We start from the raw sequence: 25,356 nt of genomic DNA, 5'->3' as shown, positions 1-25,356 counted from the left end.
TTTGAACTGCAGCCTCCTGCATCTATCGTGCACAGGAGGTACGGCGTACGCGAGTCGGCCCGCAGCAGGTGGAGGAGGTCCGGGTGGAGCAGGGCAGCGCGCGTGAGGGCGCACGTCCGGCGTACGTCCCCGGAGCGTTCCCGCACACCCCGGCGGAGCGACGGATTCCGGAGGGCCGGGTGCCGGAACAGTCCCGGACGGAGCAGTCCCGGACGGAGCAGTCCCGGTCCGAGCAGGCCCGGGGCGAGCACACCCACAGTGAGCCCCCCGCGCCGCGTGCCGTCCAGCGCCACTCCGTACGCGGCCAGATCCTGGACGCCCTGCGCGCCGCCCTCGTCGACGGTGAGCTGGTGCCCGGCCAGGTGTATTCCGCCCCCGCCCTCGGCGCCCGCTTCGGGGTCTCCGCCACGCCGGTGCGCGAGGCCATGCAGCGGCTGGCGGTCGAGGGCGCCGTCGAGGTCGTGCCGAACCGCGGCTTCCGGGTCAGCGAGCGCGGCCCCCGCGAGCTGGCCGAGCTGGCCGAGGTGCGAGCGCTGATCGAGGTACCGGTGATGCTGAGCCTGGCGCGTACGGTCCCGGCGCACCGCTGGAGCGTCCTGCGCCCGCTCGCGGAGGCCACGGTCACGGCGGCGGCCGTGGGCGACCGGGCCGCCTACGCCGAGTCGGACCGGGCCTTCCACCGCGCGGTTCTCACCCTGTCGGGCAACGAGCAGCTCGTGAGCGTCGCCGAGGAACTGCACCGGCGCTCCCAGTGGCCGCTGGTCTCCAACCCGGCCACCCGCCGGGCCGACCTGCTGGCGGACGCCTCCGAGCACACCGCCCTGCTCGACGCCCTCATCGCCCAGGACCTGAAAGTCGTCCAGTCGCTGGTACGCGAGCACTTCACCGGCGCCGACGGCTGACCCGGACGGACCGCTGAGGGCCTCCGCCCAGCCGGATAGGGTGTGCCCGCACCGCGCGGACATGATCGTTTCCCCGTGGTGCCCAGAGGACGTACGAGGCGCACAGGAAGCAGGGGCGGGACATGGCGGGTACGGCGAAGGCACGAAGACGACCGCGGGGCCCGGTGGCGGCGGCCATGGCGGCGGCCGCTCTGGTCACGGGGCTCGCGGGCTGCTCGGACGGGGCGGACGACCGTACGCCCAGGGCCCCGACGCCGTCCGCCACGAGCGCCTCCGCCACGCCGACGCCCGGCGGCGGCGCGGAGGAGAGCGCGAACCCGAGTCCCAGCGCCTCGCCGAGCCCCACCACCGCCCCCGCGACGACCGCTCCGCCCACCACGCCGCCCCGTTCCACGCCCGAGGCGCCCCTGCCCGTGCCGCGCACCAGCAGGCCCGTACCGCCGAAGACACCGGTGATCCCGCCGCGCCGGGACGGCGGCGGCTCGGGCTCCGGGGCCACCGTCGTACCGCAGAACCCCAACCGGGGCCCGAACCCGCCGCCCGCTCCGTCGCGCCCGGTCCCGAAGCCGGACTGGACCGACGCGCGGTGGAAGCCGGGGGACCCGGTCGACGACCGGACCGGCGGCTGACCGGGGCCGCGGCGCACCGGTCAGCCGTCCCCGCGCCCCTGGCTCAGCTCGTCTGCGCGGTGCGCGGCGCCGGAGGGCCCAGGTACGGGGCCAGCCAGGTGGGCACACCGCCCAGCAGCCGGAACAGCCGGCCGGCCTCGGCGCGCAGCCGGGCCGCCTCCGGTTCCTCCGCCGCCTCCGCGAGGGAGATCAGGGCCGGGGCCGTACCGACCAGGAACCCCAGCTCCTCCCGGATCCGCAGCGACTCCGCGAAGCCGTGCCGGGCCTCGGCCAGTTCGCCCTCGCGCAGCGCCAGCGCGGCCAGATGCCGCCAGGTGGACGAGAGCAGCAGTTCGTCGCCCCGGGCAGCCGCACCGGCGTGTGCCCGGCGGAACGCGGCGCGCGCCGAATCCGGCGACTCCGCGATGTTCTGGGCGATCAGCCCGCGCCGGAAGTCCAGCAGCGGCCGGGCCGGGGACGCGGGGGCCAGCAGCGCGGCCGACCGGCTCAGCGCCACGCTCGCCTCGTCGGACCGGTCCCGTACCGCCAGGAGGGTCGAGGCGTACGCCAGATGGCCCCGCTCGGAGGCGGCCGCGCCGCGCTCGTCGTCGCCGCGGGCGATGGCCTCCGCCGTGCGCAGGGCGTCCTCGGCGTCGGTCCAGCCCTGCCCGGTGTAGAGACAGCGCTCGGTCAGCAGGGCGGTGCGCTGGAGCGCCGCCGCCGGATCGGTGTGCGCGTGGTGCTCCAGCAGTGCTGCCGCGTCCGTCCAGCAGGCGCGTGACCGCAGCCGCCATACCGCGGTCTGGAGCGGCGGATCGTCATCTGCTGTCGTTCCGGAACCAGACATGGCGGTATGCGCCACATTGCCCTCCCCGAGCGCGCCATTGTGCTGTTGGGTACGGCGCATCACAGCATGGAATGGCACGCCGGGCCAAGGGGTCCGGACAATGTCAGGTGAAAGATTTCACAATCGGTCGGAGTGCGACGGCGTCCCGCCGGCCCCCGTGCGCGGCCGGAAGATCAGCTCATACGCAGGGCGAGGAAGAAGTCGAGCTTGTCCTCCAGGCGCGAAAGGTCACGCCCCGTCAACTGCTCGATTCGTCCGACGCGATAGCGCAGTGTGTTGACGTGCAGGTGCAGCCGGGCCGCGCAGCGGGTCCAGGACCCGTCGCAGTCCAGGAACGCCTCCAGCGTCTCGATCAGCTCCGCCCGGTGGCGCCGGTCGTAGTCGCGCAGCGGATCCAGCAGCCGGGCGGTGAAGGCGCGCCGCACATCGTCGGGGACGAACGGCAGCAGCAGCACGTGCGAGGCCAGTTCGTGGTGACCGGCCGCGCAGACCCGCCCCGGACGGGCCGCGGCCACCCGGCGGGCGTGCCGGGCCTCCTCCAGCGCCCCGCGCAGCCCTTCGGCGGAATGCACGGCCGCGCTGACACCGAGTGTCAGCCGGCCGTCGTCGGCGAGTCCCGCCGAGAGCGGTTCGCGTACGGAAGCGAGCAGCGCGTCGGCGTGCAGCCCGGGCTCCCCGGCCAGCGCGTCGGCGTCCTCGCCGTCCGCCCGCGCCGCATCGCCCTCCCCGCCCTCACCGGACTCCGCCGGCACGGTGACGACCGTGGGCAGCGGCACCAGGGCGATGGCCTCCTCGCCCGTGTGGGCGACGGCGATCCGGTCGGCGGAGTCGGGCCCGCTGACCGCCGGGTCGACGAGGATCTCCTCCAGCAGCGCCTGGGCCACCGGACCGCTCGCGATGTCGCCCGCGGCGGTCCCCTGGCCCGAGGCGCTCCAGTCGACCCGGGCCACCACGACCTGCCACTGCGGGGCCACGCCGAGGCCGGGCAGCAGGACCGGTGCGGCCACCCGCAGCCTGGCCGCGATCTCGGCGGGCGCGGCGCCCGCCTGGACCAGCTCCAGGACCTCCTGGGCGAGCCTGCGGCGTACCGTGCGGGCCGCGTCGCGGCGGTCGCGCTCGACCGCGATCAGCTGGGTGACGCCCTGGAGCAGGTCGAGCCGGGCGGCGGGCCAGTCCGAGGCGTCCGCCTCGACCGCCAGCAGCCAGTCGGAGAGCACCGACTCCCGGACGTCGCGGGCGGCCGGCACCGCGCCCCGGCCGGTGTTCCGGATCGGGAAGAGCGAATACGTCGTGCCGGCGACCGCCGCCCGGTACGGACCCCGGCGGCCGGTGCGGGTCGCGCCCAGGTGGTGCCCGGCCAGCGCCGCTCCCAGCGGACCGGGCAGCGGGGCGCCCGCCCCGGCGATCTGGCGGCCGGTGGGGGAGAGGACCCAGGCCCGCAGGTCCAGGTCGGAGGTGAGGAGGTCCAGGACCACCTCGGGGCCGCCGCCCGCCGGGCCCGAGGTCATCAGCCGGCGGTGTCGGTCCACCACGGCGGCCAGATCGCCCGCCCGCTCGCCGGAGACCTGGCGCACGACGTGCTCGGTGATCGTTGCGAAGGCCACGGTCTCGTGCACGGCGAAGAGGGGGAGGCGGTGGTGGAGGCACGCCTCGACCAGATCGGCGGGGATGTCGCCGAGCTCCGCCTCGCCGGCCGCGAGACCGGCCACCCCGGCGCCCGCCAGGATCCGGACGAACGGCTCGGAGTCCGCCGCGTCCCGGCGCCAGGCGAGGCCCGTGAGCACCAGTTCACCGCCGGAGAGATAGCGGCTGGGGTCGCGCAGGTCGGTCGTCATGACGCCCCGGACCGTGCGGTCCAGCTCGTCCTCGCCGCCGAGCAGCCGCAGGCCCAGCGCGTCGGTCTCCAGCAGTGCGCGCAGCCGCATCTCGTCGCCGCCGATCTTTCCGTAGAGGGAGCAGGTGAAAGGGGAGAGGGAAGGAGGTCGTGAGGGGGACAGCAGTGGGGTGAGCGGGTATCTGTGAATTGCGGTGAGGTTACTGATCCCCGCCATTCGTTCGAATCTACAAGACGAGGACGGACACCAGCCAACTCCTTCAGTGTTTCGGTGACTGCACCGGCAGGGGCTGGGCTTGTGTACTGGGCCACACACCACGTGAACACCACATGAACGAGCCAGTCGAGGCAGGCCGTCCCCGGCCCCGGCGAACGACCCGATTGAGAAGAGAGCCACTCATGGACTTCCTTCGCCCCGCCAGCTGGGAGGAGGCGCTCGCCGCCAAGGCCGAGCACCCCACGGCTGTGCCCATCGCGGGCGGCACCGATGTGATGGTCGAGATCAACTTCGACCACCGGCGGCCCGAGTACCTCCTGGACCTGAACCGCATCGGTGAGCTGTCCGAGTGGGAGGTGGGCCAGGAGAGCGTGCGGCTCGGCGCCTCCGTGCCGTACAGCAGCATCATGGAACACCTGCGCACCGAGCTGCCCGGTCTGGCGCTCGCCTCGCACACCGTCGCCTCCCCGCAGATCCGCAACCGCGGCGGCGTCGGCGGCAACCTCGGCACCGCCTCGCCGGCCGGTGACGCGCACCCGGCCCTGCTCGCGGCCGACTGCGAGGTCGAGGCCGAATCCGTACGTGGCACGCGGCTGATTCCCATCGACGCTTTCTACACAGGGGTCAAGCGCAACGCCCTGGAGCCGGACGAGCTGATCCGCGCCGTGCACATCAGGAAGGCCGACGGGCCGCAGCAGTACTCCAAGGTCGGCACCCGTAACGCCATGGTCATCGCCGTCTGCGCGTTCGGAATCGCGCTGCACCCCGAGACCCGCACCGTGCGCACCGGCATCGGCTCCGCAGCCCCGACGCCCATCCGGGCCAAGGAGGCCGAGGAGTTCCTGAACGCCGCGCTCGACGAGGGCGGGTTCTGGGAGAACGGCAAGATCATCACTCCCGCGATCGCCAAGCAGTTCGCCGCCCTCGCGTCCGGCGCCTGCAACCCGATCGACGACGTACGCGGCACGGCGAAGTACCGCAGGCACGCGGTCGGCATCATGGCCCGCCGCACGCTCGGCTGGACCTGGGAGCAGTACCGCGGCGCGGGCCGCACGCTGGAAGGAGCTGCGTAACCATGCGAGTCAATTTCACGGTCAACGGCCGTCAGCAGGAAGCCGACGACGTGTGGGAGGGCGAGTCCCTCCTGTACGTCCTGCGCGAGCGCATGGGCCTGCCCGGCTCCAAGAACGCCTGCGAGCAGGGCGAGTGCGGTTCCTGCACGGTCCGCCTGGACGGTGTCCCGGTCTGTTCCTGCCTGGTCGCCGCCGGTCAGGTCGAGGGCCGCGAGGTCGTCACCGTCGAGGGCCTGGCCGACTACGCCAAGCACCGCGAGGACGCCCACCCCGGTGGCGGCTGCGCCGCCGGATCCTGCGGCACCACCCTGGACGCCGCCAAGCGCTGGCAGTCCAAGCCCGCCGACGGCCAGACCGGCGAGGCCGTCGAGCTCTCCTCGATCCAGCAGGCGTTCATCGACGCCGGAGCCGTCCAGTGCGGCTTCTGCACCCCCGGCCTGCTGGTCGCCGCCGACGAACTGCTGGAGAACACCCCCTCGCCGTCCGACCAGGACATCCGCGAGGCGCTCTCCGGCAACCTGTGCCGCTGCACCGGTTACGAGAAGATCCTCGACGCGGTCCGCCTCGCGGCCGCCCGCCAGGGAGAGGCGGCCCAGTCATGACGACGCGCCCCGAAGCCGGCACGCGGCCCGCGGCCACGATGCCGAAGGCCCAGAACGTACCGTCCGGCACCCCGACCAAGATCACCCAGGGTTCGCCCACCAAGGGCGGCATCGGCGAGTCCACGCTCCGACCCGACGGCACCCTCAAGGTCACCGGAGAGTTCGCGTACTCCTCCGACATGTGGCACGAGGACATGCTCTGGGGGCAGACGCTGCGCTCCACCGTCGCGCACGCCGAGATCGTCTCCATCGACACCTCCGAGGCGCTCGCCACCTCCGGCGTCTACGCCGTGATGACGTATGACGACCTGCCCGCCGAGATGAAGAACTACGGCCTGGAGATCCAGGACACGCCGGTTCTCGCCCACGGCAAGGTCCGCCACCACGGTGAACCGGTCGCCATCGTGGCCGCCGACCACCCGGAGACGGCCCGCCGCGCCGCCGCCAAGATCAAGATCGAGTACCGCGAGCTGCCCGTCATCACCGACGAGGCCTCGGCGACCGCCCCGGACGCCGTGCTCGTGCACGAGAACCGCGACGACCACCACATCGGCCACGTCCCGCACCCCAACATCGTGCACCGGCAGCCGATCATCCGCGGCGACGCCGACAAGGCCGCCGAGCGCGCCGACGTCATCGTCACGGGCGAGTACACCTTCGGCATGCAGGACCAGGCCTTCCTCGGCCCCGAGTCCGGTCTCGCCGTGCCCTCCGAGGACGGCGGCGTCGAGCTGTACGTCGCCACCCAGTGGCTGCACTCGGACCTCGGCCAGATCGCCCCCGTCCTCGGTCTGCCCGAGGACAAGGTCCGCATGACGCTCTCCGGCGTCGGCGGGGCCTTCGGCGGCCGCGAGGACATCTCGATGCAGATCCACGCCTGCCTGCTGGCGCTCCGCACCGGCAAGCCCGTCAAGATCGTCTACAACCGGTTCGAGTCCTTCTTCGGACACGTCCACCGGCACCCGGCGAAGCTCCACTACGAGCACGGCGCCACCAAGGACGGCAAGCTCACGCACATGAAGTGCCGCATCGTCCTGGACGGCGGGGCCTACGCCTCCGCCTCCCCGGCGGTCGTCGGCAACGCCTCCTCGCTCTCGGTCGGCCCGTACCGGATCGAGGACGTCGACATCGAGGCGATCGCCCTCTACTCCAACAACCCGCCCTGCGGCGCGATGCGCGGCTTCGGCGCGGTCCAGGCGTGCTTCGCCTACGAGGCGCAGATGGACAAGCTCGCCGCGAAGCTGGACATGGACCCGGTGGAGTTCCGGCAGCTCAACGCCATGGAGCAGGGCACCCTGCTGCCCACCGGACAGGCGTGCGACTCGCCGGCCCCGGTCGCCGAGCTGCTGCGCCGGGTCAAGGCCCGCCCGCTGCCGCCCGAGCAGGAATGGCTGACGGCGGGCAGCGACGGCACCTCCGTCGACGTGCGCGCCCTGCCCGGCGGGCTCTCCAACACCACCCACGGCGAAGGCGTCGTGCGCGGTGTCGGCTACGCGGTCGGTCTGAAGAACGTCGGCTTCTCCGAGGGCTTCGACGACTACTCCACCGCCCGCGTGCGGATGGAGGTCATCAACGGCGAGCCGGTCGCGACCGTGCACACCGCGATGGCCGAGGTCGGTCAGGGCGGCGTCACCGTGCACGCCCAGATCGCCCGTACCGAACTCGGTGTCAACCAGGTCACCATCCACCCCGCCGACACCCGCGTCGGCTCCGCCGGATCCACCTCCGCCTCCCGGCAGACGTACGTCACCGGCGGCGCGGTCAAGAACTCCTGCGAAGCCGTCCGGGAGAAGGTCCTGGAGCTGGGCCGCACCAAGTTCGGCACCTACCACCCGGCCTGGGCCACCGCCGAACTCCTCCTGGAGGGCGGCAAGGTCGTCACCGACGGCGGCGAGGTCCTCGCGGACCTGGCCGACGTACTGGAGGACGAGGCGATCGACATCGAGCTGGAGTGGCGCCACCGGCCCACCGAAGCCTTCGACCTCCGTACCGGGCAGGGCAACGGCCACGTCCAGTACTCGTTCGCCGCCCACCGCGCGGTCGTCGAGGTCGACACCGAGCTCGGCCTGGTCAAGGTCATCGAACTGGCCTGCGCCCAGGACGTCGGCAAGGCGCTCAACCCGCTCTCCGTGCTCGGCCAGATCCAGGGCGGCACGCTCCAGGGCATGGGCGTCGCGGTGATGGAGGAGATCATCGTCGACCCGAAGACCGCGAAGGTGCGCAACCCCTCCTTCACGGACTACCTGCTCCCCACCATCCTCGACACGCCGACGATCCCGGTCGACGTGCTCGAACTCGCCGACGAGCACGCCCCGTACGGGCTGCGCGGCATCGGCGAGGCCCCCACCCTGTCGTCCACCCCGGCCGTCCTCGCGGCGATCCGGAACGCGACGGGTCTTGAGCTCGACAGGACGCCGGTGCGGCCCGAACACCTCACCGGCACCTGAGAGCCCGCCGGGTGACCTCCCACCGGTCGTCGCCCGGCAGTCTCCGAGCGGTCCCCCCCGAACTCTCCGGGCGGTGCGCAGAGCCGAGAACGTCACACTTTTCCGCACCCCGCACCGCCCGGAGGCCCAAGTACCGCACCGCTCGCGGTTCTTCACCGCCGTGCCCGAGAGCACGGCCGCGCCTCACGGATCATCCGTGCCGCCGGCACATCCGTTCTGCTTCAACAGTCCGTCCCGGCCGTCCCCGGGTCGTGCAGCCGACGCAGTCATCCCAAATCCCGCATTCAGGAATCTCCAAGCGGGTGCCCCTGTGAACCTTGGGAGTCAGGCATCATGACCCAGCAGTCAGTGGAACCGAAGACCAGTCCGGAAGGTGCGGGCCCCGGCTCGCGCGTCCCCGCCGGAAGATCATGGCTCGACCGGTACTTCCACATATCCGAACGAGGATCCTCGGTCGCGCGCGAGGTGCGCGGCGGCGTCACGACCTTCATGGCCATGGCGTACATCCTCCTGCTCAACCCGCTGATCCTGGGCGGGGAGGACGTCAACGGCAACCTCCTCAGCCAGCCCGGCCTGATCACCGCCACCGCCTTCGCGGCCGCCGCGACGACCCTCCTCATGGGCTTCGTCGGCAAGGTGCCCCTGGCGCTCGCCGCCGGACTCAGCGTCTCCGGTGTGCTCGCCTCGCAGGTCGCGCCCAACATGACCTGGCCGCAGGCCATGGGCATGTGTGTGATCTACGGTGTGGTGATCTGTCTCCTGGTGGTCACCGGCCTCCGCGAGATGATCATGAACGCGATTCCGCTCGCGCTCAAGCACGGCATCACCATGGGCATCGGGCTCTTCATCGCCTTCATCGGACTCTTCAAGGCCGGATTCGTCCACAAGGGCGCCGGCGCGACCCCCGTGTCGCTCGGCCCGGCCGGTGAACTGGCCGGCTGGCCCGTCCTGATCTTCAGCGTGACCCTGCTCCTCATCTTCATGCTCCAGGCGCGCAACATCCCCGGCGCGATCCTCATCGGCATCGTCGTCGGGACCCTGGTCGCGATCGTCATCAACGCGATCGTCGACATCGACCCCAAGTCGTGGAGCAGCGGCCCGCCGGAGCTGGAGGGCAGCGCGGTCTCCACCCCGGACTTCTCGCTCTTCGGGAACGTCGAGTTCGGCGGCTGGGGCGACGTCGGCGTGATGACGGTCGGCATGATCGTCTTCACCCTGGTGCTGGCCGGCTTCTTCGACGCGATGGCCACCATCATCGGCGTCGGCACCGAGGCCAAGCTCGCCGACGACAAGGGCCGCATGCCCGGCCTGTCCAAGGCGCTGTTCATCGACGGCGCCGGCGGTGTCATCGGCGGTGTCGCCTCGGGCTCCGGCCAGACGGTCTTCGTCGAATCGGCCACCGGCGTCGGCGAAGGAGCCCGGACCGGGCTCGCCTCCGCCGTCACCGGCCTCTTCTTCGCCGCCTGCCTCTTCTTCACCCCGCTCACCGCGATCGTGCCGACCGAGGTGGCCTCCGCCGCCCTCGTCGTCATCGGCGCGATGATGATGCAGAACGCCCGGCACGTGGACTGGGGCGACCGCTCGGTCGCCATCCCGGTCTTCCTGACCGTGGTCCTGATGCCCTTCACCTACACCATCACCACCGGTGTCGCCGCGGGTGTCATCGCGTACAGCGCCATCAAGCTCGCCCAGGGCCGGGCCCGCGAGGTCGGGGCCTTCATGTGGGGGCTGACAGTGATCTTCATCGTCTTCTTCGCCCTCAACCCGATCGAGAGCTGGCTGGGCGTCCACTGACGCACCCGAGCCCCCTCCCCTTCAGTCCAAGGAGACACGCCATGCTGGACATCGCCGAAGAACTGCACCGGTGGGTCTCGCAGGGACGCGAGTTCGCCGTCGCCACCGTGGTGGCGGTCGGCGGCAGTGCGCCTCGGCAGCCCGGCGCCGCCCTCGCGGTCGACCGCGACGGCACGGCCATCGGCTCGGTGTCCGGCGGATGCGTGGAGGGGGCCGTCTACGAGCTGTGCCAACAGGCCATGGAGGACGGACGCCCCGTCCGAGAGCGGTTCGGCTACAGCGACGAGGACGCCTTCGCGGTCGGCCTGACCTGCGGCGGCGTCATCGACATCCTGGTGACACCGGTACGGGTGGACGACCCCGCCCGCCCGGTGTTCGCCGCAGCGCTCGCGGCCGCCGCGGAGGGGTCGGCGGCCGCGCTGGCACGGATCACGGACGGGCCCGAGGAACTGCTCGGGCTCCCGCTCCTGGTCCGCGCCGACGGCAGTTACGAGGGCGGGCTCGGCGGCCACCCGGCGCTCGACCGGACCGCCGCCGCCGAGACCCGCGCCCTGCTCGACGCGGGCCGCACCGGGCCGCTCGCCATCGGCGCGGAGGGCTCGCGCTGCGGCCGGCCCATCGAGCTCCTGGTCGAATCCAGCGTGCCGCCGCCCCGCATGATCGTGTTCGGCGCCATCGACTTCGCCGCCGCGCTCGTGCGGGCCGGGAAGTTCCTCGGCTACCGGGTCACCGTCTGCGACGCCCGACCCGTTTTCGCCACCGCGGCCCGCTTCCCCGAGGCCGACGAGATCGTCGTCGACTGGCCGCACCGCTATCTCGCCGGCACCACCACCGACGCCCGTACCGTGCTCTGCGTCCTCACCCACGACGCCAAGTTCGACGTACCGCTCCTGGAGGCCGCCCTGCGCCTCCCGGTCGCCTACGTCGGCGCGATGGGCTCGCGCCGCACCCACCTGGAGCGCAACGACCGGCTGCGCGAGGTCGGCCTCAGCGACCGCGAACTGGCCCGGCTGCACTCGCCGATCGGTCTCGACCTCGGCGCCCGTACGCCGGAGGAGACGGCCCTGTCCATCGCCGCCGAGATCGTCGCGGTCCGGCGCGGCGGCAGCGGCGTACCGCTCACCGGGGCCCACACGCCCATCCACCACGACAGCAGCGGACAGCCGCTCGCCTCGGTGGCCTGAGGTGGCCTGAAACGCCCCTCAACACCCCGTCCACCTCGGGCGGGTTACCGCCACGGCGGTTTCCCGCCCGCCCCGAACGCAGCGGTCACCCCGGATTTACCGGTAGATCAGCTGCATGACTTCTTCCCCCTCCTCCGTTTCCGGCCGGGCGAGATCCGCTCGCCCAGGACGCAGAGCCCTGTTCCTGGCGACCTCGGCGGCCCTCCTGGGCGGCATGCTGGTCCCCTTCGCCGGTGCGGGCCCCGCCGGCGCGGCCCCGGTGCCGGGCGCCGACGCCCCGCGCTCCGCCCCGCGCACCGAGAGCCACACCGTCACCCTGGTCACCGGCGACGTCGTGCGGTACGTCGACGGCCCCGGCGACCAGGACACCGTCACCGTGGACCGCCCCGACGGCGCGAGCGGCGGCGTCCGCGTCCAGCAGGCGGGCGAGGACGTGTACGTCCTGCCCGACGAGGCCACCACCTTGATCGCGGCGGGCGCCCTGGACCGTCGGCTCTTCAACGTCTCGGCCCTGGTCAGGATGGGGTACGACGACGAGGGCAGCGGCGCCATCCCGGTCATCGCCACGTATCCGCCCGCGCGCGCCAAGGCCCAGCCCGCCGCCCCGCGCGGCGCGAAGAAGGTCCGCACCCTCGCCTCGATCCACGGGGCCGCGCTCACCGCCGACAAGGCCGGGACGCGCACGTTCTGGGACGCCGTCACCCGTACCCCGAGCGCCCGTGCGCTCGACGGCGGGATCGCGAAGCTCTGGCTGGACGGGCGCTCCGAGGCGCTGCTGGCCGAGTCGGTGCCGCAGGTCGACGCCCCGCAGGCGTGGGCCGACGGCTTCGACGGCAAGGGCGCCAAGGTCGCCGTCCTGGACACCGGCATCGACGCCGATCACCCGGACGTCAAGGACCGCCTCGTCGGCTCCCGCAGCTTCGTCCCGGGCGAGGAGGTCGACGACAAGCACGGCCACGGCACCCACGTGGCCTCCACCATCGCCGGATCCGGCGCGGCGTCCGACGGCGCGAACAAGGGCGTCGCCCCGGCCGCGGACCTGCTCGTCGGCAAGGTCCTCAGCGACGAGGGCTCCGGCGCGGACTCCGGGATCATCGAGGCCATGGAGTGGGCGAAGGCCGAAGGGGCCGACATCGTCTCCATGAGCCTCGGCTCCCCGGTGCCCGACGACGGCACCGACCCGATGTCCCAGGCCGTGAACTCCCTCTCGGCCGACGGCGGTCCGCTGTTCGTGATCGCGGCCGGCAACGCGTACGGGGCCGGCACGATCGGCTCGCCGGGCTCGGCGGAGCAGGCGCTCACCATCGCCGCCGTCGACAAGCAGGACGGCCGCGCCGCCTTCTCCTCCATGGGCCCGCTCGTCCGCTCGCACGGCCTGAAGCCCGACCTCTCGGCCCCGGGCGTCGACATCAACGCCGCCGCCTCGCAGTCCGTGCCCGGCACCGAGGGCATGTACCGCTCGATGTCCGGTACGTCGATGGCCACGCCCCATGTCGCGGGCGCCGCCGCCATCCTGAAGCAGCGTCACCCCGACTGGACCGGTCAGCGCATCAAGGACGCGCTGATGACCTCGTCCAAGAGGCTCGACACGTACACCCCGTACGAGCAGGGCACCGGCCGGCTCGATGTGAAGGCGGCGATCGACACCACGATCGAGGCCACCGGCTCGGTCGAGGTCGCCTCCTACGCCTGGCCGCACAGCCCGTCCGACGAGGTCGCCGAGCGCACCATCACCTACCGCAACACGGGTGACGCGGACGTGACGCTGAACCTGGCCACCGACACGGACGAGGCCGCCTACACGCTCTCCACCGGACAGCTGACCGTCCCGGCGGGCGGCACCGCCGCAGCGGTTCTGTCCCTGGACCCGGCGAAGGTCGCCAACGACACGACCTTCTCCGGCCAGGTCGTCGCCAGCGACTCGGCGGGCACGACGGTCGCGCACACCGGCTTCGCGCTCACCAAGGAGAAGGAGCTGCACGACCTGACGCTGAAGCTCCGCGACCGGTCGGGCAAGCCGGTGGACGGCCTGGTCGTCCTCGGTGAGCTGGGCGATCCGCAGCTCGGCCTCGTCCAGGTCAGCGGCGGCGAGACCACCCTGCGGCTGCCGCCGGGCAACTACACCGCCTGGGCCTCCGTGGACATCGACGGCGACCGCCCCGACTCCAAGGCCGTCGCGTTCCTCGCGGCCCCCGAGACGATCCTCACCGGCTCCACCACCGTCACCCTCGACGCCTCCGAGGCCCGCAAGGTGAGCGTGCGCACCCCGAAGGAGACCGAGACCCGCCAGCTCCGCTACGACATGGCACGCACCGCCCCGGACGGCACCGTCCAGCGCGACGCGTACCAGATACCCCTCACCTACGACCAGTTGTGGGCGAGCCCCACCAAGAAGGTCACCCAGGGCAGCTTCAGCTTCCTGACCCGCTGGCGGCAGGGCGAGAAGCTGATCGACGTCGAGGCCGACGGCCGTGACGTACCGGTCTTCGTCCAGGGCGGCGCGGCGACGGCCGAGGACAGCCGGCAGAAGCTGAAGGCGGTGTACGCGGGCAAGGGCGCACCGGCGGACTACCGGGGCGTGAACGCGCGCGGCAAGGCCGTCGTGATCACCCGCAGCGCCGACGTCACCCCCGCCGAACGCCTGGCGGCCGCACTGGACGCGGGAGCCAAGGCGCTGTTCGTCGTCAACGACGGACGCGGTGTGGCGATGGAGAGCTACACCCCGTACGGCGAGCAGACCACCATCCCGGTCGCCTCCGTCCAGGCCTCCGCGGGCGAGACGCTGATCCGGGCGGCCCAGCGCGGCAAGAAGGTCCAGGTCGACCAGAAGAGGTTCGCGGACTACCTGTACGACCTGGTGGACCGCCACGACGGCACGATCCCGGACCGCTCGCTGGCCTTCGCCCCCTCGGCCCGGCAGCTGGCGAAGGTGGAGAACACCTTCTACGGCCACGAGAAGACGCTCGGCGGCGGCTACCGCTACGACATCCCGGACTACGGTCCCGGCCTCGGCTTCGAGGAGTACGAGCAGTTCCCGGACGTCCGCACCGAATGGGTCAACCCGCTGCCGGGCGACTCGTTCTGGTACGAGAACCACTCGGTCCTCAACGCCGAACAGTCCGACCGGGCGCACGAGATGCGCAGCACCGAGCTGGACTACCGGGCGGGCAAGGGCTACCGCGCCGAGTGGTTCGCCCCGGTGACCCGGCCGCGCCTGGGCACCGCCTACTGGGGTCCGTTCCGCACGGTCCACGACGACCTCCAGTTCAACATCACCCCGTGGACGGACGCGGGCGCGGGCCACTCCGGCTCGATGCCGGAGAACGAGTACGACACCACCTCGTACGCCTTCTACCAGGGCGACAAGGAGCTCAAGAAGGGCGCGGGCCGGGCCGGTTACATCGGTGACCTCTCCACCGAGAGGCTGCCCTACCGCCTGGTCATCGACTCGCAGCGGGACGCGGAGACCTGGAAGACGTCGACCCGTACCCACTCCGAGTGGGGCTTCGTCTCCGGTGCGCTGGAGGAGAGCGGTCCGTACCAGGCCGACATCCCGATGCTCCAGCTCGACTACGCCGTCGACACCGACCTGGCGGGCGATGTCCGGGCCGGCCGCCCGACGGAGATCGGCCTCTCCTCCGGCACCCAGGAATGGCTGCCGGGTGCGGTGAAGGCGAACAAGGCCTCCCTGTCGGTCAGTTACGACGACGGCGAGCACTGGACGAAGGTGGACCTCCGGAAGAAGAAGACCGGCGAGTGGACCGCGAAGTTCCGTACCCCGTCGAAGGGCGCGGCCTCGGTCTCGCTCAAGGCGCACGCGGAGGGCCCCGGCGGGCTCGTCGTCGACCAGGAGATCATCCGGGCCTTCGGCCTGACGTGACCCGCTGAAGCGACCTGCTGACGCGGCCCGGGCCCGCACCCTCCCCGGAGGGTGCGGGCCCTTCCCCGTCAGCCCCCGGCCGGAAGGCTCGCCGCCGTCCGCCCGAACCGGGCCAGCAGATGCCAGACCTTCTTGAGGTCCTGTTCCGCATGGCCCCCGGCACGTGCCGCGTCGCCGATGATCCGGGCGTCCAGATACCCGTCGACGGCGAGGGCCGCGCCGAGCTCGACGTACTCCGGCCCCCGGAAACCGGGCCGGCGGCGCAGCTCGTCGACGCCGAGCCGGAACCCCTCGTGCCACTCGACCGGGCACGGCAGCCGCCCGGCCGCGGCCTCCACCGCCGTGCCCCGGAACGCCGGGTCGAGCACGAGCGCCTCCACGTCGCTCTCCAGCCGGACCGGGGCGTGGATCTGCGCCTCGATGTAGTCGTCCAGGGCGTCACGGCGGTCCGCCGCCGCCAGCTCGACCAGCCCCGACATCCGGGCCGCGACCCCGAAGTGCTCGGGCTCGGCCGCGCTGTCCGGGTAGCAGAAGGTGGCCGAGCCGAGGACGTCCGCCGTCAGCCGGAAGTGCGCCGAACCGAACCGGGGCGCGGCGCCGAAGGAGGCGCGCCGCACGTCCAGCGCCCCGTAGACGGGCCGTTCGGCGGGTCCGGCCCGGTCGTACGCGCCGCCGAAGATCCGGCTCTCCCAGCGCCACCGGTCACCGCCGGGGCGGGCGGTGAGCCCGCCGTTGCTGGTGCCGGTCACGAACTGGGAGACGTACAGACCGTCCTCGCCCAGCCGTTCCAGGATCGGCCGCCCCGCCACCGCACGGTCGGGGTGGAAGTTCAGGGTGATGCGCAGTCCGGGGTCCACCGGAGCGCCCGAGGACAGCGCGGCGACATGCTCCAGCGCACGCAGGCGGGGCGGGGCGAGAGGGAGTTCGGCGTCCATCGGGACAGTCTGCCCGGACCGCTCCCGGGGGTGCGAGTGCGTAGCGCCGTCCACCGGTGCGGTTGGATGAGCGTATGAGCGTTCACGACGTGGCCCGCAGGCTGCCGGGCATATCCGTCCTCACCGATCTCTGCCGTTCGCTGGCGATGCTCGACGCGATTCTCTGCCCGGAGTGGGACAGCCGCTGGCACGCTTTTGACGCGCGGTGGTCGCCCACGGAGGAGATGGCCTCGATGCGGGACGGGTCGGGCGGGGAGTACTCCGTGGTCGTCTCCGCCGACGGGGCGTACGCGCGGGGATTCGACCACGAGTCGCCGATGAGCCCGTACGTGGAGGACGGCCCCTGGCCCGGGGTGCTCGACGAGGTGCCGGCGGTGTTCCGCCGTTACGTGGACGAGCCGTCGTTCACCGACGAGTTCGGCCTGCCGGTGGTCACCGCCTGCCTCTGGCGCGAGAGCGGCGACGACCGCTGGCGGGCGGGCAGTATCGAGTTCCCGGAGGACGGCGAGGACTCCGACGGCGCGGACTGGCTCTTCCAGCTCCTGGTCACGGGCACCCCCGAGGCGTACCAGGAGTGGGCCGAGGACTACTTCGACGTCCCCGTCGACCTCGACGCCGTACGGCATGTCTACGCGCTGCGGCCGCTCACCGACGAGGTGATCACCGCACTCAACCCCGAGCGGGTGCCCGCCGAACTGGCCGAGGACATCGAGGAGATCGGCTATCCGGCCGGCGCGGGGGAGTAGCGGCGGGGCATCCGGGGCGCGTGGCCCCGGGCGGTCTCTCCGCGCAGTGGAGAGTCCCGCCCGGAGCCGTGCTCACTTTCCGCTCTGCAGGGCCTTCCAGGTGACCGGGCCCACCTCGCCGTCGACCTCCAGGCCGCGGGTGTCCTGGTAGCTGCGTACCGCGGTGTGCGTGGCCGGGCCGAAGGTGCCGTCGGCGTCGACGGTGGTGCCGAGCGCCGCCGTCAGGGCCCGCTGGAGCCGCTTCACCGGCTCGCCCGAGCTGCCCTGCTTCAGCAGCGGGGTCGAGCCGGCCGACAGCAGGGCCGTCCAGGTCTTCGGGCCCACGATCCCGTCGGCGCCGAGCGAACGGTCCTGCTGGAACGCCTGCACGGCGCTCTTCGTGGCGGCGCCGAACCGGCCGTCCACCGCGCCGGGCTGGTACTTCTGCGCGGTGAGCAGCGTCTGGACGGCGGAGACCTGCGGGCCCGAGGAGCCGGACTGCTGGGTCGCGTACACGGGGAAGGTCAGGCCGTCACCGCCGCTGCCGGGGTCGCCGTCGATCAGCTCCATGTAGTGGTTCCAGTCCCAGTTGGGGCCGGGGTCGGTGTGCGTGGCGCCGGGCGCCTCGCTGTGACCGATGATGTGCGACCGGTTCTTCGGGATGGAGTACCGCGCCGCGAGGTGCTTGGTCAGCGCGGCCGAGGAACGGTACATGGCCTCCGTGTACCAGGCCGGGTTGTCGACGTAGCCCTCGTGCTCGATGCCCACGGACGAGGAGTTGACGCTGCCGGCGTGCCAGGCGGTGTCCTTCTCCCGCACCGACTGCGTGACCTCGCCGTCCGACGAGCGGATCGTGTAGTGCGCGCTGACCTCCGACTCCGGGTTCTGGTACCAGCTGATGGAACCGGCGTAGGAGCCCTGGGTGGTGTGGATGATCACCTTGTCGACGGTGGCCTTGCGGCCGACGACGTAGTTCCCGGAGTACGCGGGCACCCAGCGCGCCGAGGGGTAGTCCTCGCTCTGGACGTAGACGTCGGACGCCGACAGCTCGCCCTTGTCCGGGTCGACCGGCCGGGCGGGCACGAGGACCTCCTCGCCGCCGGGCACCTTGGCGGTCACGCCCTCGGCGAGGAACGTGAAGACGGTGTCCGCGTAGAGTGCGGCGGCCTGGCCCTCGGCGGCGCTGTAGCGGGCCACCGCCTGGTACCAGGAGTCGACGTCCCGGCGCTCGGCGGGGTCCAGGCCGAGCGCGTCGGCGTGGTCGCGCAGGACGGCCGCGCCGCCGAGGATGTTGGCCGTGGTGTCCCGGCGCAGCCGGGCGGCGCTCTCGCCGGTCAGCTCGGAGGCCTTCTCCAGCGAGCGGTTGACGGGGTTGCTCGCCAGGTGCATCACGCCGTAGCCGTTCGCCTGGCTGGGCTCTCCGCCGTGACCGTTCAGCCGGGACTCGCCGTAGCCGACGGCGGCCAGCAGATCGCGCGGTACGTCGTACGCGTGCGCCGCTTCGGCGAAGGCGCGGTTCACCGGGTCGGCCGTGTCCGCGTGCGGGGCGGCGTTCGAGGGCTGCCCGGTCGCGAGGAGGGCCGTGGAGGTGAGGACGGCCAGGGCGCAGACGCGGGCCCGGGTGCGGGCGGCGGTGCGTGGGGGCATGGGGGCTCCTGCTCCGTGGGAGGAAGTAAAAAGCCCTCGGGCCCGGGTGGGCCAGAGGGATGCCGAACCCGGCCAGGCTATCGATGTGAGGGGTGCATGACAAAGAGGTGAATCGCCGATCCGGCTGGCAACATCCTGCAAATGCACGGGAGTTACTCGGCCCGCTGAGCCTGTCGGGTGACATCGGGCGTCACCCGACAGGGGCGCCGGTACCGGTTGACGCGGGCTCCGCCGCTACCAGCGGTCGCGGTGGATGACGTCCGCGACCGGGCGCCGCCGCACGGGCCCGAAATTGCCCGCGGGCCACCCCACCGGAACGGCGGCGAACGTCGCCATGTCCTCCGGGATGCCCAGTTCCTTCTTCCACTCCTGCTCCAGCATCAGATGCCAGATGGTGATGTTCGCGGCGAGCCCCAGACCCCGGGCCGCGAGCAGCAGGTTCTGCACCCCCGGATAGACGCAGGAGCCCTCGGCCAGCGCCTGGAAACGGGTCTGCGTGGTCATCATGTGCTCCGTGCCCGCCGGGCCGAGCGCCCGCGCCGAGGCGGCGAGACCCTCCTCGTCCAGCCGCGGCTCGGGGAACCGGTAGCACGGCACGATCAGCACCGGGGTGTCGGCGAAGTGGTCGCGCTGATACTCGATCGCCGCGACCATCCGGCCGTACGCCGCCTCGTCCATGCCCTCGGGCGCGTACTTCCCGGTCGTCGCCAGATACGCGTCCACGCACCGCTTCCACAGCGGGGCGAGCCGCGCCATCACCTCGCGGTCGGTCACCACCACGTACTCGTAACACTGCATGTTGCCGCCGCTGGGTCCCCAGACGGCGGCCTGTATCAGCTGCTCGACCGTCTCCTCGGGCACCGCGTCGGGCTTGAGGCGGCGCATGGCGCGCATCGTGGCCATGGTGTCGAAGAGAGCGGGGCCGCCGAGGGCGGACGGGTCGGCCTGAACTGTATCCCTGGTCATGATCGCGGAGTTTACGGTTCGTATCCGCGCACCATAAGGGGCTTCGGCGGCCCGTCCGCGACGCTGCTCAGCTCCGCGTCAGCCGGACGACCGGGATGTCCCGCTCGGTGCCCGCCTGATACTGCGCATAGCGCGGGAACAGCTCCACCAGACCCGGCCAGACCCGCGCCTTCTCCTCGGCCGGCAGCGTCGCCGCGACCGCCCCGAACCGCTCGGTGTTCACCCGCAGTCGTACCTCCGGGTTTGCCTGGAGGTTCAGGAACCACAGCGGCGGCCGGTCCGAGCCGCCGTTGGACGCCACGATCAGATAGTCCTCGCCGTCCCGCCCGTACATCAGCACCGTGCGCCGCACCGTCCCGCTGCGCCGCCCCACGTAATCCATCAGCAGACACGGCACCCCGAGCTGCGTGGTGCCCTTCGTGCCGCCGGAGGACTCGTAGAGCTCGGCCTGCCGGGCGACCCAGTCGGCGGGGCTCGGCGCGACCTCCGGGGTGTCGTCGCGATCGCCGTCCTGTGCGGCCGTCATGGGCTTCTCCTTCTCTCGTGCGCTCCCGTACGGGCTCCGCCCCCATCCTGGCACCCCACCCGCGTCGCACTCCGGATTCGTACACCTGGACACCCTTCCCACCGCACGGGGGAACGCGGACCGGGTACCCGTCCGCGAAGGCGTATAAAGGGTCCTTCCGGAGCAGCCGGCGTCCCCCGATGGCCCCTCCCCCCACCTCCCCTCACACGCGGCCGGCGTCACCGCGTCACCGAGCCCAGGAGAGCCGAATGAGCACTTCGGAAGAGATCAGCACGCTGCTGGTGACGAAGTTCGGAACCGACCCCGGGGCGATCAGCCCCGATGTCCCGCTGCACCGGCTGCGGCTGGACTCCCTCGCGCTGGAGGAGCTGCGGCTGCTCATCGAGGACCGGCTGGACGTGGATCTGGAGGACGTCGCGCTCACCTCGCGCGACACTGTCGGCCGCCTCGTCGAGGCCGTCCACGGAAAGGTCACCGCATGAGCGCGGCTACCGCGCGGCCCTACCGGCGGGCGCCGCTCGCCCCGTTCGCCGCCGCCGTCACCGGCGTCGGCCTGGTCACCTCCGCGGGTACGGGCGTGGACGCCGCCTGGCACGGGGTCACCGAGGGCCTCGCGCCGGCCGCCGCACCCCGGCCCGAACTGGCCGGCCTGCCCTGCGACTTCTTCTACTCCGTCATCGACTGCGACCCGGGCGCCGTCCTCGGGGTGGCCGCCCAGCGGCTGATGGACCGTTTCGCCCAGCTCGCCGTCATCGCCGCCCGCGAGGCCGTCGCCGACGCCGGGCTCGACCCGTCCGTCTGGGACAGCGGCCGCGTCGGCGTCGTCATCGGCTCCGCCCACGGCGGACTGCCCTTCTACGACGAACAGGCCGCCGCCCTCGCCGCACGCGGCCCCCGCCGGGTCTCCCCGAAGCTCGCCCCGCTCTGCGTCGTCAACGGCGCGGCCAGCAGCGTCAGCCTGGACCTCGGCGTCCACGGACCCAGCCAGGCCGTCTCCACCGCCTGCTCCTCCGGCACCGTCGCCATCGGCACCGCCCACCAGATGCTCCGCTCCGGGGCCTGCGACATCGTCGTCGCGGGCGGCGCCGAGTCCACCTGCACCCGCCTCCTGATCGCCAGCGCCTGCAGCCTCAAGGCCGTCTCCACCCGCCGCGAGGACCCCGCGGCCGCCTGCCGCCCCTTCGACACCCACCGCGACGGCTTCGTCGTCGGCGAGGGCGCCGGACTCGTGGTCCTGGAACACCCGGAGCACGCCCGCGCCCGGGGCGCCGCCGTCCGCGCCCTGGTGAGCGGTTACGGAGCCTCCAGCGACGCCCACTCCGCCGTCGCCCCGGACCCCGAAGGCCTCGGCATCGAAAGGGCGTTGCGTATCGCGCTCGCCGACGCGGGCCTCGCCCCGGCCGACATCGGGCACGTCAACGCGCACGGCACCTCGACGCTCTCCAACGACCTGATCGAGGCGACCATGCTCCGCCGGGTCCTCGGCGAGCACCCCCTGGTGACCTCCACCAAGGCGATGACCGGGCACACCCTCGGTGCGGCAGGCGGCATCGAGACCGCGCTCACCGTCCTCGCCCTCCAGCACCAGCTGGTCCCGCCCACCGTCAACCTGGACGCGCCCGATCCGCGGATCCCGGTCGACGTGGTGGCCAAGGAGGCCCGCGCCGCCTCCTTCGACTGCGCCGTCAAGACCTCGCTCGGCTTCGGCGGCCACAACGCGGCACTCGTCCTCACCAGGGCCTGAGCGGAAGGGAACGCAGGAGCACATGCCCGAGGAGATCATCCGGACCCTGTCGGTCGACGGAGTGCGCTACAGCTACCGCGTCCTGCCGCACTCCCGCCCCGGCGGCGTCCCCGCCACCGAACCGACGCTCATTCTCGGCGGCGCGCTCCAGGGCATGTTCGGCTGGCCCCAGATGGACGACCATCTGGGCCCGGCCGCCGATGTGGTCACCGCCGACCTGCCGGGCATGGGCAGCGCCGACCCGCTCCCGCCGGGCCCCAGCGCCGATCTGCTGCGCCGGGCCGTCCTCTCCATCGCGGACGACCTCGGCGCCCCCCGGCTCAACGTCTTCGGCTTCTCCTACGGCACCGCCATCGCCTTCGGCTTCGCCCGCCGCCACCGGGAGCGGGTGGCACGCCTGGCACTCGGCGGCGTCCCGGTCCACATCGACGCGGCCCAGGTCGCCTGCTGGGAGCGGGCCCGGCAGCAGCTGGCGGCAGGCGACCGCGCGGGGTTCGCCGCCACGGCGGCCGACGCGCTGATGTGCCTGGACCCCGAACGTCACGTCCATCGCAGGGAGTTGGCCCGCCGCTATGTGCGGCGCTCGTTCCTGCACGCGCTCACCCACTCGCCGCACGCGGCGGACTCCCTCCACCGGGCGCTGGCGGACCGGCCCGACTTCTCCGGCGGGCTCACCGGCGTACCGGCGCTGGTCTTCGCCGGGGAGCACGACACGGTCACCTCGCCCGCACGGCAGGAGGAGTTCGCCGCGACGATCGAGGGCAGCCGGTTCCTGACGATCGGGGAGTCCGACCACTGGGTGGTGCTGGAGCGGGCCGAGGAGGTGGCCTCGCTGGTGTCGCGGTTCTTCACCGGACGCGAGCCGGTGGCCGGCGCGGTCACCCTGCCGCGCCAGGCGGGCGCCCCGGTGGGGCGGACCTGAACCTCCGGTCCGCCCCACCGGGTCACGGCCTCAGTGTCCGTGGCCGCGCGAACCCTCGGCCTTGATCCGGACCACCTGCGGGTCGTGGTCGCTCGCCTGGTCGGCGAACTCGGCGTTGATGTGCACCACGTCGTAGTCGAGGCGGCGGATGCCGGGGCTCGTCAGGATGTGGTCCAGCGTCTGCGAGTTGCCGTCGTAGACATAGCTGTACCGCTCGGACGCGGGCAGCTTCGCGATGAGCGGCTTGAGCGCCTTGCCCTTGGTCAGCGCCTTCATCGTCAAGGAGAACTCGAAGTCGTTGAAGTCCCCGAGCGCGACGACCTTGGCCGACCTGTCCGCCTTCAGGAGCGAGGCGACGAAGGTGTTCACCTCGGTGGCCTGCTGGATCCGCTCCGTCTCCGAGGAGCGCGTCGGCTCCTGGTAGCGGCCGTGCAGCGGCTGGTCGCCGCCCTTGGACGCGAAGTGGTTGCCGATGACGAAGACCGGCCTGCCCCGGAAGACGAACTCGCCCACCAGCGGCTTGCGGCTGTTCGCCCACGCCGGGCTCGCCGGGTTGATCCGGCCGGGTGAGGCGGAGAGCCTGACACCCTTCCCGGCCTTCACGGCCTCCACCGCGGTGGTGGCGTCGCCGCCCGGACGGTCGGTGAAGGAGACCCGCTTCGGGTTGTAGAGGAAGACGTTGCGGATGTTGCCGCCGGGCTGGCCGCCGTCCTTGTTGTTCTCGGGGGAGATGTAGCGCCAGGCGTAGCGCGGCCCGCCCTTCGCGACGATCGCGTCCGTGAACCGCTTCAGCGTGGCCTCGGAGCCCACCGTGCCGTCGTTGACCGCGCCGTTGTCGTCCTGGATCTCCTCCAGCGAGACGATGTCGGGGGAGGAGAGGTTGACCGCGACGCCCTCGGCCAGCGTGTCGAACTTGGCCTGGTCGTCGATCGCGTCGAGGTTCTCCACGTTGTACGTGGCGACCGCCAGCTCGTCCTTCTTCTGCTTGCGGGTCACCTCGCGCCGCAGCTTCTTGTCCAGGACCGTGCCCAGCTCGGTGGCCTGTACGTTGTAGCCGCCGTACGACGCGTAGTCGAGGACGCCGGTGGTACGGCCCTTGAGGACGTCGCCGACGTTGGCCGTCGGCACCGGCTGCGCCGGGTCCAGCGACATCACCTTGAGTCGGCCGGTGTTCTGGTCCTGGTACGAGGCGTAGCGCGTGCCGCCGCGCCGGGTCGGGTTCTCCTTCGGCTTGACGGTCACCCAGATCTCGTCGTACGCGGTCGTCGCCCCGGTCACCCGGGTGTCGGCGATCCGGACCCGGGAGCCCTCCAGCGCCTCGTACAGGTCCAGGGCGTAGCGCTTCGGGTTCAGGGGCAGCGCGTCGATCGCCCCGCCGTCCGCCGAGGGCACGTAGCGGCCGGGCACCGAGCGGGCGTCGAGGACGACCGGGGCGGGCAGCGCGTTGCCGGAGGAGAGGACGGTGGTGCGCGGTGCGGTGATCTGGGTGAGCGACTGGGTGCCGGTGCCCGGGAAGTACTCGGCGACCTTCCCGCTGACCAGGACCGCGTCGCCGACCTGCACGGCCGGGGCGGCGGAACCGGTGTAGACGAACAGGCCCTCGCTGGTGCGCGGGTCGTTGTCGGGCGCGGTGTCCTGGATCCAGAAGCCGCGCGAGCCGCTGGTGCGCACGCCGGTGACGACGCCCGGGACGCCGTCGACCGTCGAGCCGTCGAGCGGGGAGATGCGGGTGATGCCCTGGACGTCGTGGATCCGTACGTCGCCGGGCTCGGTGGGGCCGGGCTCCTCGGGCTCCTGGCCGCCGCCGGACGTCTCGCCCTTCGTGTTGACCGGGCTCGGGGCGCCCGCGGTGAGGTCGGCCGCGTTGTCGTCGGTGTCGGCGAGCGAGGCGGCCCGCGCCACGGACGCGGTGGCCGAGGCGCCGGGGACCGGGCCGCTGCCCTCCCGGACGACCGCGGAGCCGTAGCCGACCAGATCGACGATCCGGGTGTCCGCCGCGCAGTCCGCCGCCGACTTGCAGGTGAGCGGGGCCGTCCCGGAGACCAGGGCGACGGTGCCGCTGCCCGCCGCCATGGCGATCGTGCCGGTGGCGTCGGCGGTGGGCAGCGAGACCGTTCCGCCGGTGCCCGCGGCCTGGGCGACCAGATAGCGGCCGCCGGGCGCGACCGACCCGGTCAGCTCGGAGACCTGCCACCGCGAACCGGCCGACGGGCTGCCCGGCAGGTACTGGACGCTGAGACCGCCGACCTCGAAGGGTGCGGAGCCGGCGTTGGCCAGCTCGACGAAGTCCCGGGTCAGCGTCGCGCCGGAGTTGCCCCCGCCGCCGTACACCTCGGAGATGACGGCGCTGGCGGACGGGGCCGCCTGGGCGGCGGGCAGGGCCGTCACCGCGAGCGCGACGGCGACGGCGCCGGTCAGCAGGACGGAACCGGATCTGTATATCTGCACGGGAGGTGCCCCCAACTGAACTGAGTAGTAGGGGCAAAAGCTATGCGCGTAGAAC

At 72.5% G+C, this 25,356-nt stretch carries 19 protein-coding genes; 12 read left to right on the top strand and 7 right to left on the bottom strand.

The window, feature by feature from the left end:
- The first annotated feature begins 83 nt into the window (after window positions 1–83).
- On the top strand, window positions 84–902 hold the full coding sequence (locus AC0VY3_RS23375) for a GntR family transcriptional regulator (RefSeq protein WP_475550510.1): 819 nt from the start codon (window positions 84–86) through the stop codon (window positions 900–902).
- Between the two features lie 122 nt (window positions 903–1,024).
- The gene (locus AC0VY3_RS23370) at window positions 1,025–1,531 is read left to right on the top strand and encodes a hypothetical protein (protein ID WP_242742943.1); all 507 of its coding nucleotides are present in this window, start codon (window positions 1,025–1,027) and stop codon (window positions 1,529–1,531) included.
- A gap of 43 nt (window positions 1,532–1,574) precedes the next feature.
- Here the strand turns inward: AC0VY3_RS23370 and AC0VY3_RS23365 are convergent, their stop codons facing one another.
- Together AC0VY3_RS23365 and AC0VY3_RS23360 are read right to left on the bottom strand one after the other, a co-directional pair.
- Window positions 1,575–2,357: a hypothetical protein gene (locus AC0VY3_RS23365; protein WP_475550509.1), complete on the bottom strand. Its 783-nt coding sequence runs from the start codon at window positions 2,355–2,357 to the stop codon at window positions 1,575–1,577.
- Window positions 2,358–2,530: 173 nt separating this feature from the next.
- Window positions 2,531–4,282 carry a PucR family transcriptional regulator ligand-binding domain-containing protein gene (locus tag AC0VY3_RS23360; protein ID WP_103511237.1) on the bottom strand — a complete coding sequence of 584 codons (1,752 nt, stop codon included), beginning with the start codon at window positions 4,280–4,282 and terminating at the stop codon, window positions 2,531–2,533.
- Window positions 4,283–4,590: 308 nt separating this feature from the next.
- Here AC0VY3_RS23360 and AC0VY3_RS23355 point away from each other — a divergent pair, with 308 nt between their 5' ends.
- The 6 genes from AC0VY3_RS23355 to AC0VY3_RS23330 all read left to right on the top strand — a co-directional run bounded on the left by AC0VY3_RS23355 (window position 4,591) and on the right by AC0VY3_RS23330 (window position 15,388).
- Complete coding sequence (locus AC0VY3_RS23355) at window positions 4,591–5,481, top strand: FAD binding domain-containing protein (RefSeq protein ID WP_103511236.1); 891 nt, start codon at window positions 4,591–4,593, stop codon at window positions 5,479–5,481.
- 2 nt (window positions 5,482–5,483) lie between these two features.
- Window positions 5,484–6,083, top strand: coding sequence for a (2Fe-2S)-binding protein (locus AC0VY3_RS23350; protein WP_475550508.1), 600 nt, complete (start codon window positions 5,484–5,486; stop codon window positions 6,081–6,083).
- Window positions 6,080–8,530, top strand: a complete 2,451-nt coding sequence (locus AC0VY3_RS23345) for a xanthine dehydrogenase family protein molybdopterin-binding subunit (RefSeq protein WP_103511234.1) — start codon at window positions 6,080–6,082, stop codon at window positions 8,528–8,530. The genes AC0VY3_RS23350 and AC0VY3_RS23345 overlap by 4 nt, the downstream gene beginning before the upstream one ends.
- A gap of 333 nt (window positions 8,531–8,863) precedes the next feature.
- Window positions 8,864–10,324, top strand: coding sequence for an NCS2 family permease (locus AC0VY3_RS23340; RefSeq protein ID WP_475550507.1), 1,461 nt, complete (start codon window positions 8,864–8,866; stop codon window positions 10,322–10,324).
- A gap of 41 nt (window positions 10,325–10,365) precedes the next feature.
- On the top strand, window positions 10,366–11,508 hold the full coding sequence (locus AC0VY3_RS23335) for an XdhC family protein (protein ID WP_103511233.1): 1,143 nt from the start codon (window positions 10,366–10,368) through the stop codon (window positions 11,506–11,508).
- A gap of 214 nt (window positions 11,509–11,722) precedes the next feature.
- Complete coding sequence (locus tag AC0VY3_RS23330; protein ID WP_475551724.1) at window positions 11,723–15,388, top strand: S8 family peptidase; 3,666 nt, start codon at window positions 11,723–11,725, stop codon at window positions 15,386–15,388.
- Between the two features lie 68 nt (window positions 15,389–15,456).
- Here the strand turns inward: AC0VY3_RS23330 and AC0VY3_RS23325 are convergent, their stop codons facing one another.
- A complete protein-coding gene (locus AC0VY3_RS23325; protein ID WP_103511231.1) occupies window positions 15,457–16,323 on the bottom strand; it encodes a DUF3626 domain-containing protein in 867 nt (288 codons plus the stop codon).
- Between the two features lie 74 nt (window positions 16,324–16,397).
- Between AC0VY3_RS23325 and AC0VY3_RS23320 the strand changes: the two genes are divergently transcribed.
- On the top strand, window positions 16,398–17,069 hold the full coding sequence (locus AC0VY3_RS23320) for a hypothetical protein (protein ID WP_103511230.1): 672 nt from the start codon (window positions 16,398–16,400) through the stop codon (window positions 17,067–17,069).
- A 72-nt stretch (window positions 17,070–17,141) separates the two neighbouring features.
- On the opposite strand, the gene AC0VY3_RS23315 is transcribed toward AC0VY3_RS23320, so the two are convergent.
- From AC0VY3_RS23315 to AC0VY3_RS23305, 3 genes are all read right to left on the bottom strand, one after another.
- Window positions 17,142–18,695, bottom strand: coding sequence for a peptidoglycan-binding protein (locus tag AC0VY3_RS23315; RefSeq protein WP_475550506.1), 1,554 nt, complete (start codon window positions 18,693–18,695; stop codon window positions 17,142–17,144).
- A 234-nt stretch (window positions 18,696–18,929) separates the two neighbouring features.
- Entirely contained in the window at window positions 18,930–19,661 is a 732-nt protein-coding gene (locus tag AC0VY3_RS23310) for a nitroreductase family protein (RefSeq protein ID WP_242742953.1), read from the bottom strand.
- A 67-nt stretch (window positions 19,662–19,728) separates the two neighbouring features.
- The gene (locus AC0VY3_RS23305) at window positions 19,729–20,187 is read right to left on the bottom strand and encodes a nitroreductase family deazaflavin-dependent oxidoreductase (RefSeq protein ID WP_475550505.1); all 459 of its coding nucleotides are present in this window, start codon (window positions 20,185–20,187) and stop codon (window positions 19,729–19,731) included.
- A 248-nt stretch (window positions 20,188–20,435) separates the two neighbouring features.
- Here AC0VY3_RS23305 and AC0VY3_RS23300 point away from each other — a divergent pair, with 248 nt between their 5' ends.
- From AC0VY3_RS23300 to AC0VY3_RS23290, 3 genes are read left to right on the top strand one after another with little or no spacing between them, the layout of a single operon-like run.
- A complete protein-coding gene (locus tag AC0VY3_RS23300) occupies window positions 20,436–20,669 on the top strand; it encodes an acyl carrier protein (RefSeq protein WP_103511227.1) in 234 nt (77 codons plus the stop codon).
- Window positions 20,666–21,931 carry a beta-ketoacyl-[acyl-carrier-protein] synthase family protein gene (locus tag AC0VY3_RS23295; protein WP_475550504.1) on the top strand — a complete coding sequence of 422 codons (1,266 nt, stop codon included), beginning with the start codon at window positions 20,666–20,668 and terminating at the stop codon, window positions 21,929–21,931. The genes AC0VY3_RS23300 and AC0VY3_RS23295 overlap by 4 nt, the downstream gene beginning before the upstream one ends.
- A gap of 22 nt (window positions 21,932–21,953) precedes the next feature.
- Window positions 21,954–22,853 carry an alpha/beta fold hydrolase gene (locus tag AC0VY3_RS23290; RefSeq protein ID WP_475550503.1) on the top strand — a complete coding sequence of 300 codons (900 nt, stop codon included), beginning with the start codon at window positions 21,954–21,956 and terminating at the stop codon, window positions 22,851–22,853.
- 30 nt (window positions 22,854–22,883) lie between these two features.
- Here AC0VY3_RS23290 and AC0VY3_RS23285 read toward each other — a convergent pair whose 3' ends face one another.
- Window positions 22,884–25,301: an endonuclease/exonuclease/phosphatase family protein gene (locus AC0VY3_RS23285; protein WP_475550502.1), complete on the bottom strand. Its 2,418-nt coding sequence runs from the start codon at window positions 25,299–25,301 to the stop codon at window positions 22,884–22,886.
- Window positions 25,302–25,356 lie beyond the last annotated feature (55 nt).

The sequence above is a fragment of the Streptomyces sp. iso_384 genome (genome assembly GCF_056172905.1).
The sequence above is the reverse complement of the archived record's forward strand: the minus strand, read 5'-3'. Positions and strand labels throughout refer to the sequence as shown.

Coding starts and splice junctions, on each gene's coding strand:
- AC0VY3_RS23325 (WP_103511231.1), bottom strand. CDS start 16,323: ATGGACGCCGAACTCCCTCTCGCCCCGCCCCGCCTGCGTGCGCTGGAG.
- AC0VY3_RS23330 (WP_475551724.1), top strand. CDS start 11,723: ATGCTGGTCCCCTTCGCCGGTGCGGGCCCCGCCGGCGCGGCCCCGGTG.
- AC0VY3_RS23345 (WP_103511234.1), top strand. CDS start 6,080: ATGACGACGCGCCCCGAAGCCGGCACGCGGCCCGCGGCCACGATGCCG.
- AC0VY3_RS23360 (WP_103511237.1), bottom strand. CDS start 4,282: ATGCGGCTGCGCGCACTGCTGGAGACCGACGCGCTGGGCCTGCGGCTG.
- AC0VY3_RS23315 (WP_475550506.1), bottom strand. CDS start 18,695: ATGCCCCCACGCACCGCCGCCCGCACCCGGGCCCGCGTCTGCGCCCTG.
- AC0VY3_RS23350 (WP_475550508.1), top strand. CDS start 5,484: ATGCGAGTCAATTTCACGGTCAACGGCCGTCAGCAGGAAGCCGACGAC.
- AC0VY3_RS23320 (WP_103511230.1), top strand. CDS start 16,398: ATGAGCGTTCACGACGTGGCCCGCAGGCTGCCGGGCATATCCGTCCTC.
- AC0VY3_RS23310 (WP_242742953.1), bottom strand. CDS start 19,661: ATGACCAGGGATACAGTTCAGGCCGACCCGTCCGCCCTCGGCGGCCCC.
- AC0VY3_RS23340 (WP_475550507.1), top strand. CDS start 8,864: ATGACCCAGCAGTCAGTGGAACCGAAGACCAGTCCGGAAGGTGCGGGC.
- AC0VY3_RS23305 (WP_475550505.1), bottom strand. CDS start 20,187: ATGACGGCCGCACAGGACGGCGATCGCGACGACACCCCGGAGGTCGCG.
- AC0VY3_RS23290 (WP_475550503.1), top strand. CDS start 21,954: ATGCCCGAGGAGATCATCCGGACCCTGTCGGTCGACGGAGTGCGCTAC.
- AC0VY3_RS23365 (WP_475550509.1), bottom strand. CDS start 2,357: ATGTCTGGTTCCGGAACGACAGCAGATGACGATCCGCCGCTCCAGACC.
- AC0VY3_RS23355 (WP_103511236.1), top strand. CDS start 4,591: ATGGACTTCCTTCGCCCCGCCAGCTGGGAGGAGGCGCTCGCCGCCAAG.
- AC0VY3_RS23295 (WP_475550504.1), top strand. CDS start 20,666: ATGAGCGCGGCTACCGCGCGGCCCTACCGGCGGGCGCCGCTCGCCCCG.
- AC0VY3_RS23335 (WP_103511233.1), top strand. CDS start 10,366: ATGCTGGACATCGCCGAAGAACTGCACCGGTGGGTCTCGCAGGGACGC.
- AC0VY3_RS23300 (WP_103511227.1), top strand. CDS start 20,436: ATGAGCACTTCGGAAGAGATCAGCACGCTGCTGGTGACGAAGTTCGGA.
- AC0VY3_RS23370 (WP_242742943.1), top strand. CDS start 1,025: ATGGCGGGTACGGCGAAGGCACGAAGACGACCGCGGGGCCCGGTGGCG.